Source organism: Bacillus sp. EA-CB0995 (genome assembly GCF_055814245.1).
This window is the reverse complement of the sequence record NZ_CP169269.1, coordinates 1,391,657-1,408,824: the sequence shown is the minus strand read 5'-3', so window position 1 is coordinate 1,408,824 and position 17,168 is coordinate 1,391,657. Positions and strand designations below refer to the sequence as shown.

General features: G+C 37.2%; 13 protein-coding genes, 1 tRNA gene and 3 pseudogenes. 1 reads left to right on the top strand and 16 read right to left on the bottom strand.

What is annotated here, in order from left to right:
• Positions 1-4: 4 nt before the first annotated feature.
• Positions 5-634 carry an MBL fold metallo-hydrolase gene (locus ACEWFJ_RS07330; protein WP_473691322.1) on the bottom strand — a complete coding sequence of 210 codons (630 nt, stop codon included), beginning with the start codon at positions 632-634 and terminating at the stop codon, positions 5-7.
• A gap of 162 nt (positions 635-796) precedes the next feature.
• On the opposite strand from ACEWFJ_RS07330, the gene ACEWFJ_RS07325 reads away from it, so the two are divergent.
• The gene (locus tag ACEWFJ_RS07325; RefSeq protein WP_098307766.1) at positions 797-970 is read left to right on the top strand and encodes a DUF2759 domain-containing protein; all 174 of its coding nucleotides are present in this window, start codon (positions 797-799) and stop codon (positions 968-970) included.
• Between the two features lie 136 nt (positions 971-1,106).
• Here ACEWFJ_RS07325 and ACEWFJ_RS07320 read toward each other — a convergent pair whose 3' ends face one another.
• The 15 genes and pseudogenes from ACEWFJ_RS07320 to ACEWFJ_RS07250 all read right to left on the bottom strand — a co-directional run bounded on the left by ACEWFJ_RS07320 (position 1,107) and on the right by ACEWFJ_RS07250 (position 17,086).
• On the bottom strand, positions 1,107-2,084 hold the full coding sequence (locus ACEWFJ_RS07320) for an ROK family glucokinase (RefSeq protein WP_473691320.1): 978 nt from the start codon (positions 2,082-2,084) through the stop codon (positions 1,107-1,109).
• Positions 2,085-2,250: 166 nt separating this feature from the next.
• Entirely contained in the window at positions 2,251-2,445 is a 195-nt protein-coding gene (locus ACEWFJ_RS07315; RefSeq protein WP_141524992.1) for a YqgQ family protein, read from the bottom strand.
• A 102-nt stretch (positions 2,446-2,547) separates the two neighbouring features.
• Positions 2,548-3,081: a 5-formyltetrahydrofolate cyclo-ligase gene (locus ACEWFJ_RS07310; protein ID WP_473692385.1), complete on the bottom strand. Its 534-nt coding sequence runs from the start codon at positions 3,079-3,081 to the stop codon at positions 2,548-2,550.
• Positions 3,082-3,176: 95 nt separating this feature from the next.
• A complete protein-coding gene (rpmG, locus tag ACEWFJ_RS07305) occupies positions 3,177-3,326 on the bottom strand; it encodes a 50S ribosomal protein L33 (protein WP_012095458.1) in 150 nt (49 codons plus the stop codon).
• Between the two features lie 70 nt (positions 3,327-3,396).
• Positions 3,397-5,753: pseudogene (locus ACEWFJ_RS07300) on the bottom strand (sugar phosphate nucleotidyltransferase).
• A gap of 6 nt (positions 5,754-5,759) precedes the next feature.
• Positions 5,760-6,950 carry a glycosyltransferase family 4 protein gene (locus tag ACEWFJ_RS07295; RefSeq protein WP_473691317.1) on the bottom strand — a complete coding sequence of 397 codons (1,191 nt, stop codon included), beginning with the start codon at positions 6,948-6,950 and terminating at the stop codon, positions 5,760-5,762.
• Positions 6,951-7,498: 548 nt separating this feature from the next.
• On the bottom strand, positions 7,499-8,155 hold the full coding sequence (gene phoU / locus ACEWFJ_RS07290) for a phosphate signaling complex protein PhoU (protein WP_098307776.1): 657 nt from the start codon (positions 8,153-8,155) through the stop codon (positions 7,499-7,501).
• A 104-nt stretch (positions 8,156-8,259) separates the two neighbouring features.
• Positions 8,260-9,075 (bottom strand): phosphate ABC transporter ATP-binding protein, encoded by an 816-nt coding sequence (gene pstB / locus ACEWFJ_RS07285; protein ID WP_098307778.1) that lies wholly within the window; start codon positions 9,073-9,075, stop codon positions 8,260-8,262.
• Positions 9,076-9,105: 30 nt separating this feature from the next.
• The gene (gene pstA / locus ACEWFJ_RS07280) at positions 9,106-9,972 is read right to left on the bottom strand and encodes a phosphate ABC transporter permease PstA (protein ID WP_098307780.1); all 867 of its coding nucleotides are present in this window, start codon (positions 9,970-9,972) and stop codon (positions 9,106-9,108) included.
• A 1-nt stretch (position 9,973) separates the two neighbouring features.
• Positions 9,974-10,924, bottom strand: coding sequence for a phosphate ABC transporter permease subunit PstC (gene pstC / locus ACEWFJ_RS07275; protein WP_473691314.1), 951 nt, complete (start codon positions 10,922-10,924; stop codon positions 9,974-9,976).
• Between the two features lie 27 nt (positions 10,925-10,951).
• A pseudogene (locus ACEWFJ_RS07270) lies at positions 10,952-11,847 on the bottom strand (PstS family phosphate ABC transporter substrate-binding protein).
• A 638-nt stretch (positions 11,848-12,485) separates the two neighbouring features.
• Entirely contained in the window at positions 12,486-14,606 is a 2,121-nt protein-coding gene (locus ACEWFJ_RS07265; protein ID WP_473691312.1) for a peptidoglycan D,D-transpeptidase FtsI family protein, read from the bottom strand.
• A gap of 108 nt (positions 14,607-14,714) precedes the next feature.
• Positions 14,715-15,990, bottom strand: a pseudogene (locus ACEWFJ_RS07260) (MFS transporter).
• A gap of 186 nt (positions 15,991-16,176) precedes the next feature.
• On the bottom strand, positions 16,177-16,788 hold the full coding sequence (gene sodA, locus ACEWFJ_RS07255; protein WP_473691310.1) for a superoxide dismutase [Mn]: 612 nt from the start codon (positions 16,786-16,788) through the stop codon (positions 16,177-16,179).
• Positions 16,789-17,012: 224 nt separating this feature from the next.
• Positions 17,013-17,086, bottom strand: a tRNA-Ile gene (locus ACEWFJ_RS07250).
• Between the last annotated feature and the right edge of the window lie 82 nt (positions 17,087-17,168).

Here is a 17,168-nt window from a genome sequence, read left to right as displayed (position 1 = left end):
CCCCTTATTGTAAAAATGGATTATTTTCTTTTTCAAAACCAATTGTTGTTTCTGGGCCATGTCCACATAACACTTTTGTATCATCCGGCAGTACAAATAACTTCTCTTCAATACTCATGATTAATTCTTGGAAACTGCCTCCTGGCAAATCAGTACGGCCAATGCTCATTTGAAATAATACATCTCCGGAGAATACAGCATTTGCTTCTTTGCAATAGTACGAAATACTTCCTGGTGAATGACCTGGTGTTTCATACATATCAAATGAAAACGAACCAATTGTTAATACTCCTTCTTCCTCGATAATGTGGTCCGCAGGTTTTGCCGTAATACTACGATTCATCATAAAAATTTGCGAGCCATTACAAGTAGCATCTCCTAGCCAATCAGCCTCCTCTTGATGAACATAAACCGGAATTTGAAAAGCAGTACGTACTTCATCTACCGCACCAATGTGATCGAAATGTGCGTGTGTTAATAAAATAGCTAATGGCTTTAACTGTTCTTTCTTTACATAATTTATAAGTTTTTCCCCTTCACTACCTGGATCAAAAATAATACATTCTTTTTGATCATTACTTAAAATATACGCATTTGTTTGCAGTGTGCCTAACGGCATTTGAATCCAATTCACTCTTAATCTCCTCCAGTCGTTACACTCATTTTCATCATACAACATTTTCTTCTCATAAGAAAAGAAACGATACCTCGACAACAATATGGAAAACATGTACAATAAAAATGAAAAAATATTACAAAAACTCAAGCAAAAATGAGAGAGTAGAGGGGGATATGTATGGGTCTTGTTATTATTTTTGCGTTAGTCACTCTGTTAGGTGTATACTCTTCTCTTAAAACGTTGCGAGATAAGAACCTTCTTGCTGGAGGTTTTTCCGTTGCAACTGTACTTGTTTTCGGTTGGTTTACAGTCATGACCTTTATAAATAATGGCTATCCACCAACACATTAAGCAACTTGTCTAAACTCTCTACATACATCATGATTTCTAGCATATGCAAAAAGGAAGGGATCCCCCTTCCTTTTTCTTATTATGCTCGCAAAAGATTATTCATTTTGTTAGCCTTCAACACATATAAAGATTCACTTTACTTTGCTTCATAAATATACTTTTTCACAAGCCAAGCACCGCCGATTACTCCAGCATCATTTCCAAGTGTCGCAATTGCTAGTTTTGTGCTTTTAACAGCACGTGAAAATGCATATCTTTCGAAATAGCGTTGAATTGGTTGCAGCAATGCATCACCTGCTTTTGATACGCCACCACCAATAACAATTTTTTCTGGATTTAATGTACTAGAAAGGTTTGCCACCGCTAATCCTAAATAAGAAGCAACTTTGTCTACTATTTTCGCTGCTAATATATCACCTTGTGCAAGTGCATCAAACACGTCTTTCGATGTAATGCTTCCTTCTTGTTCTAGCATCGAACGTAGTACACTTGCTTCATCTGTTTCCTGCATTTTTTGCATCGCAATGCGTACAATACCAGTTGCTGAAGAAACCGTTTCTAAGCATCCTGATTTCCCGCAATTACAAGCAAAGCCATTTTCTGTTACAACTGTAATATGACCAATTTCACCAGCTGCTCCGCTTACACCATGTACGATTTCACCATTTGTGATGACACCGCCACCAACACCTGTTCCAAGTGTCATACAAACAATATCCTTTGAACCTTCTCCAGCACCTTTCCACATTTCTCCAAGTGCTGCAATGTTAGCATCATTATCAACGACAACTGGTAAACCAGTTTCTACTTCCAATAAATCTTTAAGAGGATAGTTTTTCCATCCTAAGTTTACTGCTTCATAAATCATTCCAGAAGCAACATGAACAGGCCCTGGGGCACCCATCCCAATTCCGATTAATTTGCTTTTTAACTCACCTAATTCTTCTAACTTTTTATCAATTGCTTTCGCAATATCAAGTGTAATATGTTTTCCCTGTTCACTTATATTTGTCGGAATTTCCCATTTATGTAAAAACTCACCATAAATGTTAATGAACGCTAACTTAATTGTTGTTCCACCAAGATCAACACCAACCAACCATTTCTCTTCCATTTTACTATCCTTCCTTCATCGATTTCTTCAGCTAATCGCGGCCAGTAAGACCCCCACCTCAAGATTCTGAGGAAACAAAGAAGATAGATGGGGAATAACTGCTGACATGCGCCCGATTGGTTCAACTAACCACCAGTGGGGGATACCCCCCACACTGATGGAAGTTTCACTTTATCTCTTTTTGAATTTCCTGCTTTAATAAAAATAAGGCAGTTTGATAATCTTTTGGCTCAATCAGCTGTGATTTATATAATTCACGAAGCTCATCGCCCATTAATTGTAAGTCCGCAACACGGTCTCCTGTATAAATAATCGTTCCAAATTTCTTTAATAATTGTTGAATATCATAAACAGATATCATTCTTTCACCCTCTATGTCCACTTACTATAAAAACATAATAAGAAAACGTTCACATATTTTATTATAATAAACATGAAAAAGAATCGTCAATTTATAATTGACCTATATAAGTTCCAAAATAGAGATCGTTTCTTTTTCTGTAATAATTTTTTGTACAGTTTTATCAAACGGTTCAACTGGGATATGAGAGACAATTTGAAAATCAAAAACTAATGATAGCGTTTTCTCTTTATAGTTCACAAGATAACGATCATAATATCCTCCGCCATATCCTACCCGCTCTCCTTTTCGCGTAAACGCAACACCTGGCACGAGAAGTAAATCAATCTCCTCTGTTGATACCTCTTCTGTTATAGACGGATCTGGCTCTCGTAAATTCATATAAACCGTTTCTAATTGTTCAAAATTCGTAATTTGGCGGAATGTCATTGTTCTCGTTTCACGATTACATTTTGGGACAACAATTGCTTTCCCTTCTTCCCATGCCTTTTCAATAATTGCATATGTATTTACTTCACGTTCCATAGAAAGTGTAATCCCGATTGTTTTTGCCTCAATCCATTCTCGTTGTTTATATAAAGAATCCGCAATTTTTGCTGATAAAGTCGTATACTGTTCTTCCGATAAAGCATTCATACGCTGCAATATTTCTTTTCGTAATCTTTTTTCTCTTCTTTCATCATAAATTCCCCCTATATACAAAAGAAACAGTAGGAAAATATCCCTACTGCTTACTTTGTTTCGCGGTGTAACGTAGACTTCTTGTCACGCTTGCAATATTTTTTAAGTTCAAGACGCTCAGCGTTGTTACGTTTGTTTTTCTTTGAGATATAGTTACGATCTCCGCATTCTGTACATGCTAGAGTAATATTTACACGCATTCTTATTTCCCTCCAGTCACTAATAACTTAAATCAGACTATACTATAATACCACTTTTAAAATAAAAATTCTACACCTTTTGATATTGTCTAATTTTTTCTATAAGAGTATTCATATTTTCCTTTGCTATGACTGGATTTCTTGCTTGAGAATACACAAGAAATTTCGGTTGATTTACATCAGAAACAACATAGGACCACTCTTCTTCCGCATGTGTAAACTTAATTCCCTCTAATACCTCAAACTCCCGCTGTGCCATGTCTCTAAGCAACATCCCTAACACTTTTCCTTTCTCATTCCATGAACAAACTACCTCGTCACATAATAAGTAAAGTGGTGGATATTGCTCTAACATTGCCGGAAGTGTCTTCCCTTGAAGAACAATTAACTCCAATAATTTACCAATTCGAAATAAAATATCTTGCTGCCATCTCATTTGCAATAATTGCTTATTTTCATTCTGCATATAAAAAAGAAGATAACATTCTCCTAACTTTAATGATACCGGATAGACACATTCATCTTTTTCAAATAATAAATTTGGAATATCAATCTCCTCACAATTTGTATTTTTGTAAATATTCCCATAAGAATCATATAACTCAAATGTATTTCCCTGTTCCCGAAACATAATAGCCATATCTGCTTGACTCGATTTCATTAATGACTTAATATGCTCTTTTTCTCAGCCGCATATATCCACGTTACTGTGCAGCCAATTTTCTGTAAAAAAGATAGTAACAAAGACTGAAACATTTCATCGCACTTATTTATAAGAAGATGGAATGTTTGTTTTTTTATAGCTGGTACATCTATTAATTGCAGAGCAGATTCAATATACATTTTTGAACAAACATGTATGACTTCGTTATTCCCGATTTTTTTACAATCGACATATCGAAATGACTCCGCCATATACAAATTTTCTATTTCTTTTTGCTTTTTATATGTTAATCCCATTCCTTCTTCATTATAAAATTGAATGACTAGTTTCTCATCTTGCCCCTTATAAAAATACACACCGCCAACGACATTTGTTTGCCCGACCGCATATCGAAAACAAGACTCATTTATTTCTTGGCATTCCATTGTATGCAATCCCACTGTATGAACAGCATGTAAAAAAATATGTTTAAACATTTCTACTTCTGCATGTGCACTGCTGCCAATCAGCAAATTTCCTCCTTCTTCTAATAAAGAACCGTATGCCATTGCCAATTTCACAACAACTTGCGGTGTAATATCTAAATTACTTCTTCCACACATACGACTTTTCTGCAGAAAACACGAAATATTTTCATGCTCTCTAATTCCAGATGAAGCAATAATTGTACTGTTTTCAACCACTTTCTCTGGCCATACTTTTCCCTTCGCCTTGATCACTACATTCCGTCCAATTCGACATTGATCAGCCACAACACTCTTTTCAAATAAAGTAACTCCATCTTCAATAATTGTACTTGCCCCAACTGTTGTTCCAAGCAACTCACATTGCTTTCCTATGTACGTATGGGGGAGTAAAATACTTTTTTGAAGACGAGTATATGCAGAAATCATGCTATGCTTACCGATAATAGAATACGGCTCAATAACAGCTCCTGTTTGTATTGTTGTTCCTTCACCAATAAAAGCAGGACCGTGGATCTTTGTTCCTTTTTCAATTGTTACATCTTCGCCAATCCATACCATTGGCAACACTTCTGTATATGGAATAGGTACATGAACTTTCTTTGTAAGCAAGTCAAATTGCGCCTGACGATATTGAGCAAATGTTCCAATATCAAGCCAATATCCATCCGCTACATATCCATACATGGCTTCTTTGTTTTCTAATAAAGGAAATACATGATGACTAAAATCAAAAAACGTATGAGGTGTAATATAAGAAAAAATCTCGGGGTTCATAATATAAATACCAGTGTTTACTGTATTGGAAATTACTTCGTTCCAGCTTGGCTTTTCAATATATTTAATAACTTCATGACACTGATTTGTTACAACTAATCCATACGATAACGGATTAGCTACTTCTTTTACAAACATTGTAACTATTCCGTTATGACTGTTATGAAAATCAATCCCTTTTGACAGCTGAAAATCTGTTAGCGCATCTCCGCTAATCACAACAAATGGCTCATCTAAAAACTTCTCTGCTTGTTTTACACTCCCCGCCGTACCAAGAGGAGGAGTGTCTTCAAAATAATAGAGCTTTACTCCCCATTTACTACCATCACCAAAATAATTTTGAATAACGGAACTCATATATTGAACAGTAATAGCAATTTCTCGAATACCATGCTCTTTCAATAGTTCAATACTATATTCCATCACTGGCTTTTGTAGTAGAGGCAACATGGGCTTGGGAAGGTTACATGTTAACGGACGTAAACGCGTCCCTTTCCCTCCTGCTAAAATAACCCCCTTCATTGGCATTCAACCTCCACATTTATGATGTTGAACTGCTTTTTCATACGTGTGTGCGGTTGCTCTTGCAATTTCACCCCAACTATAGTGAACAAGAACATCTTCATATCCTTTATTTGCCACGCACTGAGCAAATTCTCGTTGTTCTATAATAAATATTAATTTCTCACTCAAATTTTGCGAACAACCTGATTTCATGTGAAACCCATTCACACCATCTATAATAATCTCTTGCAGGCCACCCACACGCGAAACCAAAACTGGTCTCTTTGCAAGCATCCCCTCTAATGCAACAATCCCAAAAGGTTCATACAAACTTGGAATTAATAATACATCACACCTTTGGAGAAAAGCTCGTTGTTCTTCTTCTGTAATATGACCGAGAAAAAAGATAGAGTGTTGCAGTCCTCTTCCTTGAACAACTGCACGGTACTGCTCTAACATGGGGCCTTGGCCTGCAATAATAAATATAACCTGTGGGTATAGCTTAATAATCTGCGGCGCAGCTTCAATAATCGTATAAAAACCCTTCTCATTGACAATACGGCCAATTGAAAATACAACCAATCGTTCTGCTAAATTATAACGCTTCGTAATTTCTAATGAAGGCGTAACAGCATGAAAGAAATGACGGTCAATCCCATTTGGATGTACAAAAACACCCTCACCATTTACTTCCAAATCTCGTACAACCTCATCTTTCATAAACTGACTACAAACAATCACAATGTTAGATTCTTTTACTACCTCTTTTTCATGCATATGTATTTGCCATTGCAGTGATGTATAAATTCCACCATTACGTCCACGCTCCGTTGCATGAATGGTTGTAACGAGAGACAAATGTTGCTGTTTTTGCAGTTCCATCGCACAAATAGCAACAAGCCAATCATGAGCATGAATCACATCAAACGTATAACGTTTACACAGTTCTTGTGTATAAGCAAGCATAGACTTGTTTAACTGAGCAATCCACTCATAAAAATGATACTTTTCACGATCATCAACTGACACACGATGCACATGTACATCATGTACCTTTTCATATGTCGTGCAATGCTCTTCGTGTACCGTTACTACATGCACATAATGTCCATTATGTGCAAGAGCACGGGATAATTCATACACATGCCTTCCAAGGCCTCCTACCATCATCGGGGGATATTCCCATGCCAACATTAAAATATGCAAAGGCTCCATACATCCCTCTTTTCTCTTCACGTAGAAGAATAAAGTGAAACTTCCTTTCATGAACGCTTTTTTCATGAAAGGTTAGTTGAACCAATCGGGCTCTTACGGGTGGTTTGATTTTCTTCTTGCTTATACTTCTTACCAACGGTTTGAGCGAGGTAAAGTGAAACTTCCTTTCATGAACGTTTTTTCATGAAAGGTTAATTGAACCAATCGGGCTCTTACGGGTGGTTTGACCTTCTTCTTGCTTACACTTCTTACCAACCGTTTGAGCGGGGTAAAGTGAAAATTCCTTTCATGAACGTTTTTTTCATGAAAGGTTAGTTGAACCAACCGGGCTCTTACGGGTGGTTTGATTTTCTTCTTGCTTACACTTCTTACCAACCGTTTGAGCGGGATACAGTGAAACTTTCGTCCCGCGAAAAAGTAAGCGTTTTCTTTTTGTTGCATTATAATCCATCTTACCACCGCAACAAGCAAGTAACAATAATCCTTTTTTGTCATATTTTGACTAAAAAAAGAGAGGAACACTTTGCATCCCTCTCTTTTAACAATTTTTATTCATTTAATAAATAATGCTTCCCTTTTACAAGATAAAATACATTTTCTGCAATGTTTGTACTATGATCAGCCACTCGTTCAATATAACGTGCAATAAACGACAGCTGTGTAATTTGTCCAATCGTCTCTGGCTGATCTGGAATAGAAGAAATAAACTCACGAATTGCTTTCCCATAAAGTTCATCAACTTCATCATCCATCTCAGCAATCTTTTTCGCATATGTTAAGTTTTCTTCTCTATAAGCTTGAATCACATTTTGCAGCATATCTATTGCAATTCCGAACATATTTTCAAGGTTTTGTAATGATACAGATACTTCTTTTTCACCAAGACGGATTGTTGACTTAGCAATATTTACCGCGTGATCTGCAATACGTTCTAAATCTGTTGCAGTTTTAATAGAAATAAAAATTCTTCGTAAATCACTGGCAACAGGTTGTTGTTTCGTAATCAACATTAATGCAAAGTCATTAATTTCTTCTTCCAAATTATCCATACGATAATCACCATCGATTACCTCAAGCGCCTTCTCTACATCTCTTGTGCGCAATCCTTCCATTGCAATTTCAAGAGCTTGTTTTGCTAATTCACCTAGTTCAATAATTTTTTGCTGTAATGCTTGCAAATCATACTGAAATTGTTCGCGTACCATGTTGGTCCCCCTTTATTCGTTACACGTGCTCCAATATAAGATGAAGCTCTCACCGAAATATTCCAATTGATAAGAACATACATTTCTCTCTCAAACAGACACTATTAACCGAATCGTCCTGTAATATAATCTTCTGTTCGTTTGTCTGTTGGAGTTGTAAATAATTTATTCGTTTCTGTATATTCCACAACTTCTCCGCTTAAGAAGAAAGCAGTTTTATCAGAAATACGCGCTGCTTGTTGCATATTATGCGTAACAATAACGATACTGAAATCTTTCTTTAACTCTTGAATTAACTCTTCCACTTTTAATGTAGAAATTGGATCTAACGCTGATGTTGGTTCATCCATTAAAATGACATCTGGTTCAATCGCTAAGCAACGTGCAATACATAAACGTTGTTGCTGTCCACCTGATAGCCCATACGCATTATCATGTAATCTATCTTTTAATTCATCCCAAATCGCCGCACCGCGCAAACTCTTCTCAACAATTTCGTCCAACGTTTTCTTATCGCGAATACCATGAATTTTCGGACCGTACACAACATTTTCGTAGATTGATTTTGGAAATGGATTTGGCTTCTGAAATACCATTCCAACATGTGTACGTAATTCCTCAACAGGATAAGATTTCTCGAAAATGTTACGATTACGATATTCAATCACCCCTGTTGTCCGAACGATTGGCACTAGTTCAACCATACGATTTAACGTTTTTAAATACGTAGATTTTCCGCAGCCACTCGGGCCAATAATTGCCGTCACTTCATTCTCGTAAATACTTAAATTAATGTCCTTTAATGCATGGTCTTCTCCGTACCATAAGTTTAAATTTTTCGTATCAAATACAACCTTTTTTGTCTGAGGTACAGTCTTTTCTTCATTTTTCACCTGTACATTTACTACTGTAGATACCATTTTGAAATTCCCCTTTCATCCATGTCTTTCTTACTTACGATTTCGTAGCCATATTGCAAAAGTATTTATAAAAAGCAACAACAGTAATAACACGATAATTCCAGCTGCTGCTACATGTTGAAACTCCTCCTGCGGCCTGCTCATCCAATTAAAGATTTGAATTGGTAAAACTGTAAATTTATCAAATACATCAAGCGGTACATAGTTTGCAAAAGCAAGTGCTCCAATGACAAGTAATGGCGCTGCTTCTCCAATCGCTCGTGATAACGCCAAAATACAGCCTGTTAAAATCCCTGGCATTGCTGCCCTGATAACAACACGAGACATTGTTTGCCACTTCGTTGCCCCCACTCCATAAGATGCTTCTAACAGAGATCTCGGTACAGATCGAAGTGCCTCTTGCGCTGCTACAACAACTGTCGGCAAAACGAGAAGACTCATCGTTAATGCTGCTGCCAATATACTTTCACCTAACTGCAATCCATATACAAACATTGTTAACCCTAATAATCCAAAAACAACAGATGGCACTCCTGCCAACGTTTGAATGTTGATTTTTATCATTCTTGTAAACAATGATTGCTTGGCATAGTATTCTAAATAAAGAGCTGTTCCGACTCCAAATAAAAAAGAAGTAGGAGTAACAACACTCATAAATAAAATCGTTCCCGATAAAGCAGCTGCAATACCAGCTTCCTCCGGATTTCGCGATGCAAAATTGGTGAAAAAATCAAATGAAATATATGTTATACCTTGTTGAAAAATTTGATATAGTAAAAAAATTAATATACAAAGTGAAAATAACATAGTCATACGAAACGCAATCTTGCATACACGATCTTTCCAAAATCGAGAAGGCATATGTTCTTCTATGTTTCGCTCGTTTAACATGCGCATATTATGTCGCCTCCTTAAAACGACGCATAATATACTGCGCAATCATATTCATGATAAGTGTAAAAATAAATAGTGTTGCTCCGACAGCATACATGCTGTAATAGGTCAGCGTTCCATAAGGAGCATCCCCTAAGCTAACTTGCACAATATAAGCCGTTAGTGTCTGAATAGACTGTGTCGGATCTAATGATAAGCTTGGCGTTGAACCACCCGCAATGACAACAATCATCGTTTCTCCAACTGCTCTTGAGGCGGCTAGCACAATTGCTGCTACAACTCCCGTAAAAGCTGCTGGTAATACAATTTTCTTTGCCGTTTCAAGACGAGTAGCTCCGATTGCAAAGGAAGCTTCTCGCACCTGATGCGGAACAGCACGCATCGCATCCTCACTAAGAGATGCAATCGTTGGAATCATCATGATACCAATTACAATCCCTGGACTAAGTGCGTTGAAAAACTGTAGATCCGGAACAATGCGCTGCAAAACAGGTGTAACAACTGTTAAAGCAAAAAAACCGTATACAATTGTCGGAATCCCCGCTAGCAGTTCTAATGCCGGTTTTAATACCTTTCTTGCTGCACTAGAAGCGTATTCACTTAAAAATATCGCACATCCTAATCCAATCGGAATCGCAACAACCATTGCAATGATAGTAACAAGCACAGTTCCATATATAAGCGGTAAAATACCAAACTTAGGATTCTCAAAAAAAGGAAGCCATTCTTTTTCTGTAAAAAAGGAATATATTGATACTCTTTCAAAAAACATAAATGTTTCATTTGCTAAAGTTACAATAATTCCTATCGTTGTAACAATAGAGATACTGGCGATTATTCGTAATACGAAAGGAACCATTTGATTGATTCGCTGTGCTTTCTTTCGCTTGCCTATATTTCTTTCAATCAAATGTTGAACAGAAACCGTAACGTGACTCTTATCATTACGAGCCAAAGATGAAAACCCCTCTCCATCCTGACATTATTTTTGTATTTCTGTTAACATTTGCAGCTGTTGATTATATTTATATTGCGGTAACTTCACATATCCAATCTCCTCTACGAGCTCTCCTGCGTGTCTCATCATAAAAGATACATAATTCGCAACACTTTTTTTGCTCGAATTGAAGAATTGTTTACATATACATAGAGCGGCCTAGACAGCGGCTTATATGCCCCGGATTGAATTGTTTCTTTCGTCGGGGGAATACCGTTAATTTTTACGGCCTTTACTTTGTCACGATTCGCGGCATAATATGCATATCCAACAAATGCAATTGCGTGTTTATTACTCATAACACCTCTTATTAGAACATTGTCATCTTCGGATAATGTAACTGTTTTTGTTATGAGCTTTTTTTGTAACACTACATTTTGAAAATAATCATACGTACCAGAATCCACCCCTGGTGCGTAAAATTGTATCGTTTCCTGCGGCCATTTCGGATGAATTTGTGACCATTTTTTCGTTGTTTCACTTTCACTCCATACTGTTTGTAACTCTTCTATTGTAAGATTATCTGCCCACGTATTCTCACGATTCACAATAAGCGTAAGACCATCATAAGCAATTTGAAGTGGCGTATACGTGATGTGATGCTTTTTAGCCAGTTGCTCTTCTTCTTTTTTCATCGGCCTAGAAGCGTTTGTTATATCCACTTCTCCTTTTCCAAAACGATGAAATCCTCCCCCTGTTCCAGATATACCAATGGAAAGTTTTACAGAGGGTTCTCGTTTCGTATACTCTTCTGCTACTGCTTCCATAATTGGAAAAATTGTAGAAGATCCATCAATTTGTACTTTCCCTACAATATTCGCAGCAGAAATAGGTAACGTATGAGCAGATAAAAAAATATCGATAATATAACCATGGTGTATGCTCTATTACGTTTCACGTAATATTTCCTCCTAGGGGCCTTCTGATAACAGAAGTACACATATAAGAATAATGCTGAACTATTAACTCGGTTTTAATAATTTGTAAAGGTTTTGTAAATACCAACATTTTTTATACGTTAACGAACAAGCAATTATGCCGCACTATCAACTCGGTTTTAACAGTTTGTAAAAGTTTCGTAAATATCAACATTTCCTATGCGTTAACGAACAAGTAATTATGCATCTGTAGCCTATCTTCCCTCAGTGAATGCTTCCCCTCCTACCTTCTTTGTTTTCTCTGAATCTTGAGGCGAGAGTCTTAATGTCTGCGAATAACGTGATAAAGTGAAACTTCCATTAGTGGAGGGGTTTCTTCATCCCCCACTGATGGTTAGTTGAACCAATCGGGCTTTTACGGGCAGCTATCCCCACCTATTTTCTTCGCATATCTCTGAATCTTGAGATGGGGGGATCTTACTGCCCGTTAATGCGGGATAAATCCCATTTCATTCATTATTTACGAAAACACAACCCTTATTCCATAAGCTTGTACACTTCTGTCATCACTATATGCAGCACACATAAAAAAAGCACACTATCTTCACAGATAGTGTGCCAATCTTACATATTTTTTATCCTTATTGATTTGTTTTCGTAGTATCTGCTGGTTGTCCAGTTTGTCCGCTAGCTTCTTGCTTTTTCAAATCGAAATATGCGTCCGTAATTCGGCGTGCAATATTTTTGTTTATTGGATTGTGATCATTGGTCATCCACGGAACAACAACAGAAAATGCAATTTCCGGATCAGATGCCGGCGCATATCCAACCATCGTTAAATTATACGTAGTTGGCGATTGACCTAACTGTGCTCTTACTTCTTTTTGATCTGGACCAGCATAAGCTGCCTGTGCTGTTCCTGTTTTTCCGGCCGGATCATATGTCGCATTAGCAAAAGCAGAATGACCTGTCCCATTCTGTGTTTGCATTACCATTTTAAAGCCCTCTTGGACGCGCTTAATATAATCATCTTTCATATCTATTCGATTTAAAACAACCGGCTCCATCGATTCTACTACTGGACCTAAATCTTCTGGTTTTGAAGTCGGCCTGCGAATTTCTTTTACAATCTGCGGCTTCATACGATAACCACCGTTCGCAATCGTAGATACATATTGCGCCAATTGAAGCGGTGTATATGTGTCATACTGTCCAATTGCTAAGTCGAGTAAGTTCCCTGGTTTTCCTTCCAGTCCTTTTACTCCAGACACTTCATTTGGTAAATCTATTCCAGTTGGCACTCCAAGACCAAATTGACTATAGTAATAACGCATTGTATCAAAGTCCTTTGGTTTAATACTTAATGTACCATTTGGAACATAATCTACACCTGCGATTTTCATCGCTGTTTTAAACATATATACGTTTGAAGATTGTTGCAGGGCTGTTAAATCATTAATTGGCCCCATTGTTTTCCATGATTTTTTCACCGGCGTACCTTTAAGTTTGATTGGTTCATCAACAAGTACTTCTCCCGGCTGAATTGCTCCTGTTTGATATCCTGTCAAAACAGTTGCTCCTTTTACAGTTGAACCCATTTCATATGAACTCGTCATGGTGCCAAGTGCATAATCTTGTATAGTAGGTTGTCCATTTTCATCTTTGACAAATTGTTTACCAGCCATTGATAAAATTTCTCCGTTTTTCGGATTCATCATAACAACAAACGCACGGTCCATATAGCCCGCTTCGCCTGTAGCTTTCGCTTTTTTCATTTCTTCTTCAATAATTTGTTCAACCTGCTTTTGCAGCTCCATATCAATAGTCAGAGTTAAATTCTTTCCACTTTCTCCTTTAGATACGTAATCTGTTTCAATAATATTGCCCTTTGAGTCTGTAATATTTTTCACTTCTGCTTTTGTACCATGCAACACGTCTTCGTATTGCTGTTCAATATAACTTTTTCCGACGCGATCATTACGATCGTAATCACGAACTAAGTAGTAATCTAGATTCTCTCGCGGTAATCCCTCATCAGAACTCGTTACACCGCCAAGTACAGTGCGGAACATATCACCATAAGCATAGTTACGATCCCAATCAACCGTAGTGTCTACCCCTGGCAACTTTTCTAAGTTCTCACTAATTACAGCATATTCTTCAGGTGTAGCATCTTTCTTAATAATTTGCGGCGTCATTGTATAACCGCTATCCATTTTACTCTTAATTGCTAACACTTCTAAATCCTGTGGAGTTAATTCATTTAATTCTGCTTCTGTAATACGGTCGAGTTGACGCTGCGCTAGTTCCTTATCGTCAATCTTTTTCGCTTTCAAATCCGCTTCATCTTTTTTCGTAATTTTTGCTTTTGCTCGCTCTGGATTTAACAGTATCCAAAAATCTTTTTTATCTCGTTCTGTTAACTTATCCGTCGGTACATCAATTAATTTCGCAAGTTGCTTTGCAGTTTCTAAACGTTCTTCAGGTTTCGACCCCTTCATTCTTGTATACGTAATCGTTCGAAGTGGTGTATTATCTACAACCGCACGACCATACCTGTCATAAATCTTTCCGCGTGGAACAGGAGTACTTACCGTTGAGTTTTCCTTTTTGGCTACTTCATTTTTATAATCTTCACCATGTACAATCTGTACCATTCCTAAGCGGACAATAACTGTCGAAAACAGTAAAAACACACAAAAAAACAACACATTCAACCGAAACGGAAGCGTGGCTTTCTTCTTTTTCTTTTTCTTGCTCATACGAACCCCCTCTGCCAACAGCTATGCAAGCGGAAAGGGACACCTTCTCCAGGTGTCCTCGCCACTGTTATATACGTTTTATTATTTTAACATAAAATAGGGCAGAAGTTAACCTTCTCCTTCGGTTGTATTTTGAGTCGTTTGTACAACTTCTAGCCTTGTTGAATGCGCCTTTTCATCATCATATGTGACATTTCGAATCGCAAAATAGATGAGTAAATGTCCAGCACCCAATATTAATAATAAAACGGGCAAGCTTTTTTCTGCCGGAAATAACGAAACCGCTAGTAGGAAGCTTAAAACGGAACAAATTCTTCCTCCGTTTAACCATAGTTCACGAACGACAATATATTCTACTCGCCACTCTTTTGCATGTTTGGCTCTGCCAATTATATCATATGTCATCGAACCGTATGGAACAAGAAGAATTGGATATGCCACAGCAATACAAGCTGCATAAATAAGCAATTTCGTATACGTAACATGAAAGACAACTAAAAATACAACTGCATATAAAATGATTCCACCGAGTAAAATGGCTTTTTTCTCCATTCCTTTTTCATTACACGTGCTACTAAATAATAGCAAATGAAAGAAACAGCAGAATTCACAAGTCCATATTTTCCTAGCGCTAATTCGCTTCCAGAAGCCAAATACACATATACAGAAATAACAAATATAAATGTACCTTCTCGTAAACCTTGAAATAAGTGAGCAAGTGTAATTCTTCCCCAGTTTTTATTAACCTTTCTCTCTTTCATTACTTCAACAAGTTCATAACGCCCTTCACATTCACGCTTTGTAAGAAAAAAGCTGACGACAATTGCAATAGTAAATAAGGTTAAAGATAGAAAAAAAACGAATGTATAACCACTCCACTTTTCCATACGCGAAATGATAAATCCGGATGCAATTGGACCAATCATACCCGAAAATGAGCTAAGCAATCCGAGAAATCCGTTAAAAAAATCACGTGTCTCCGGCTCTGTAATTTCAAATGTTAATAAATTAAATGAGAGCCAGTAAAATCCATATCCCATTCCAAGCAAACTGCCGATTAGTAAAATATACTGCGAAGCATTCGTTCCTGTTAGTAATACAACAATAAAAAAATAGCTAATGTTGTCACGCCGATTCGGAGCAAAATCGTACGATCTACTCGTTTCGCTAATTTTCCGGCAACAAGAAATGTCAGTGGTTGTAAAACAACGCTTGCTAAATTATAAAGGCCAATATTCACAAAGTCCTTCGTTTGTTTCCATAAATAAATATTAACAAACGTATTCGACAATGAAATAGCCAACGCATATAACCCGCCAATTATGAGTAATAATACTAAGTCACGATTCACCTCAACATCGCCAATTAAATGTTTCCATTTCATATGAACTCTCCTTTACTTCATGTTCTAGTCTTCCAAAGAAGAACACAATTATGTAAAGAAGAAGAGGGAAAGTGAAACTTCTTTCAATGGAGCATCTTTCTCCATTGATGTGAACTCTACCAATCGGACCGGTGTAAGAAAACAAAAAAAGCTAGGAGAAACATCTCCTAGCTTTTACAATTATAATTATTTTGCGTCTTGGTAACGTTTTTCAACTGCGTTCCAATCTACAACGTTCCAGAATGCACCGATGTAGTCAGGACGACGATTTTGGTAATGTAAGTAGTATGCATGCTCCCAAACGTCTAGTCCTAAAACTGGAGTTTTACCTTCCATTAATGGAGTATCTTGGTTTGGTGTGCTTGTTACTTCTAACTCACCATTGTTTACAACAAGCCATGCCCAACCAGAACCGAAGCGAGTTGCGCCTGCTTTTGCAAACTCTTCTTTAAATGCATCAAAGCTGCCGAATTTTGCTTCAATTGCGCTTGCAAGTTCACCTACTGGTTGTCCGCCGCCATTTGGAGAAAGGATTGTCCAGAATAAAGAGTGGTTTGCATGTCCACCACCGTTATTGCGTACTGCTGTGCGGATTGCCTCTGGCACCTCGTTTAAGCTTGCAACTAATTCTTCAATACTTTTTTCTGCTAATTCCGCATGTCCTTCTAATGCAGCATTTAAATTTGTTACGTATGTGTTGTGATGTTTTGTATGATGGATGTTCATTGTTTCTTTGTCAAAATGAGGTTCTAATGCATCATACGCATAAGGTAAATTTGGTAATTCATGTTTTGCCATTGTTATATTCCTCCCATTTGTATGTATTTGCCGATAATGACTCGGCATACAAATTCATTTTACCCTAATTACATAGAGGTGAAAACAAATTTAACGTATTGCCTCGCTAACATTAAAGTAGCAAATTTTCCATTTCTTTTCAAACGAAATGCTCATAAATTTCGTAAAAAAGCTTCCTTCTATAAGGAAGCATATGTGCTATGTATCAATATGTGAAATGGATATGGACCCTGTAGGACTCGAACCTACGACCGGACGGTTATGAGCCGTCTGCTCTAACCAGCTGAGCTAAAGGTCCACAATACATATACGAATAACTGCCAAGGTATCCTGTATACTCTAATCAACTAAACTACTCTAGAATGTATGATTACATATAA

Coding starts and splice junctions, on each gene's coding strand:
- ACEWFJ_RS07325 (WP_098307766.1), top strand. CDS start 797: ATGGGTCTTGTTATTATTTTTGCGTTAGTCACTCTGTTAGGTGTATAC.
- ACEWFJ_RS07320 (WP_473691320.1), bottom strand. CDS start 2,084: ATGGAAGAGAAATGGTTGGTTGGTGTTGATCTTGGTGGAACAACAATT.
- ACEWFJ_RS07315 (WP_141524992.1), bottom strand. CDS start 2,445: ATGATATCTGTTTATGATATTCAACAATTATTAAAGAAATTTGGAACG.
- ACEWFJ_RS07310 (WP_473692385.1), bottom strand. CDS start 3,081: ATGAATGCTTTATCGGAAGAACAGTATACGACTTTATCAGCAAAAATT.
- rpmG (WP_012095458.1), bottom strand. CDS start 3,326: ATGCGTGTAAATATTACTCTAGCATGTACAGAATGCGGAGATCGTAAC.
- ACEWFJ_RS07295 (WP_473691317.1), bottom strand. CDS start 6,950: ATGGAGCCTTTGCATATTTTAATGTTGGCATGGGAATATCCCCCGATG.
- phoU (WP_098307776.1), bottom strand. CDS start 8,155: ATGGTACGCGAACAATTTCAGTATGATTTGCAAGCATTACAGCAAAAA.
- pstB (WP_098307778.1), bottom strand. CDS start 9,075: ATGGTATCTACAGTAGTAAATGTACAGGTGAAAAATGAAGAAAAGACT.
- pstA (WP_098307780.1), bottom strand. CDS start 9,972: ATGCGCATGTTAAACGAGCGAAACATAGAAGAACATATGCCTTCTCGA.
- ACEWFJ_RS07265 (WP_473691312.1), bottom strand. CDS start 14,606: ATGAGCAAGAAAAAGAAAAAGAAGAAAGCCACGCTTCCGTTTCGGTTG.
- sodA (WP_473691310.1), bottom strand. CDS start 16,788: ATGGCAAAACATGAATTACCAAATTTACCTTATGCGTATGATGCATTA.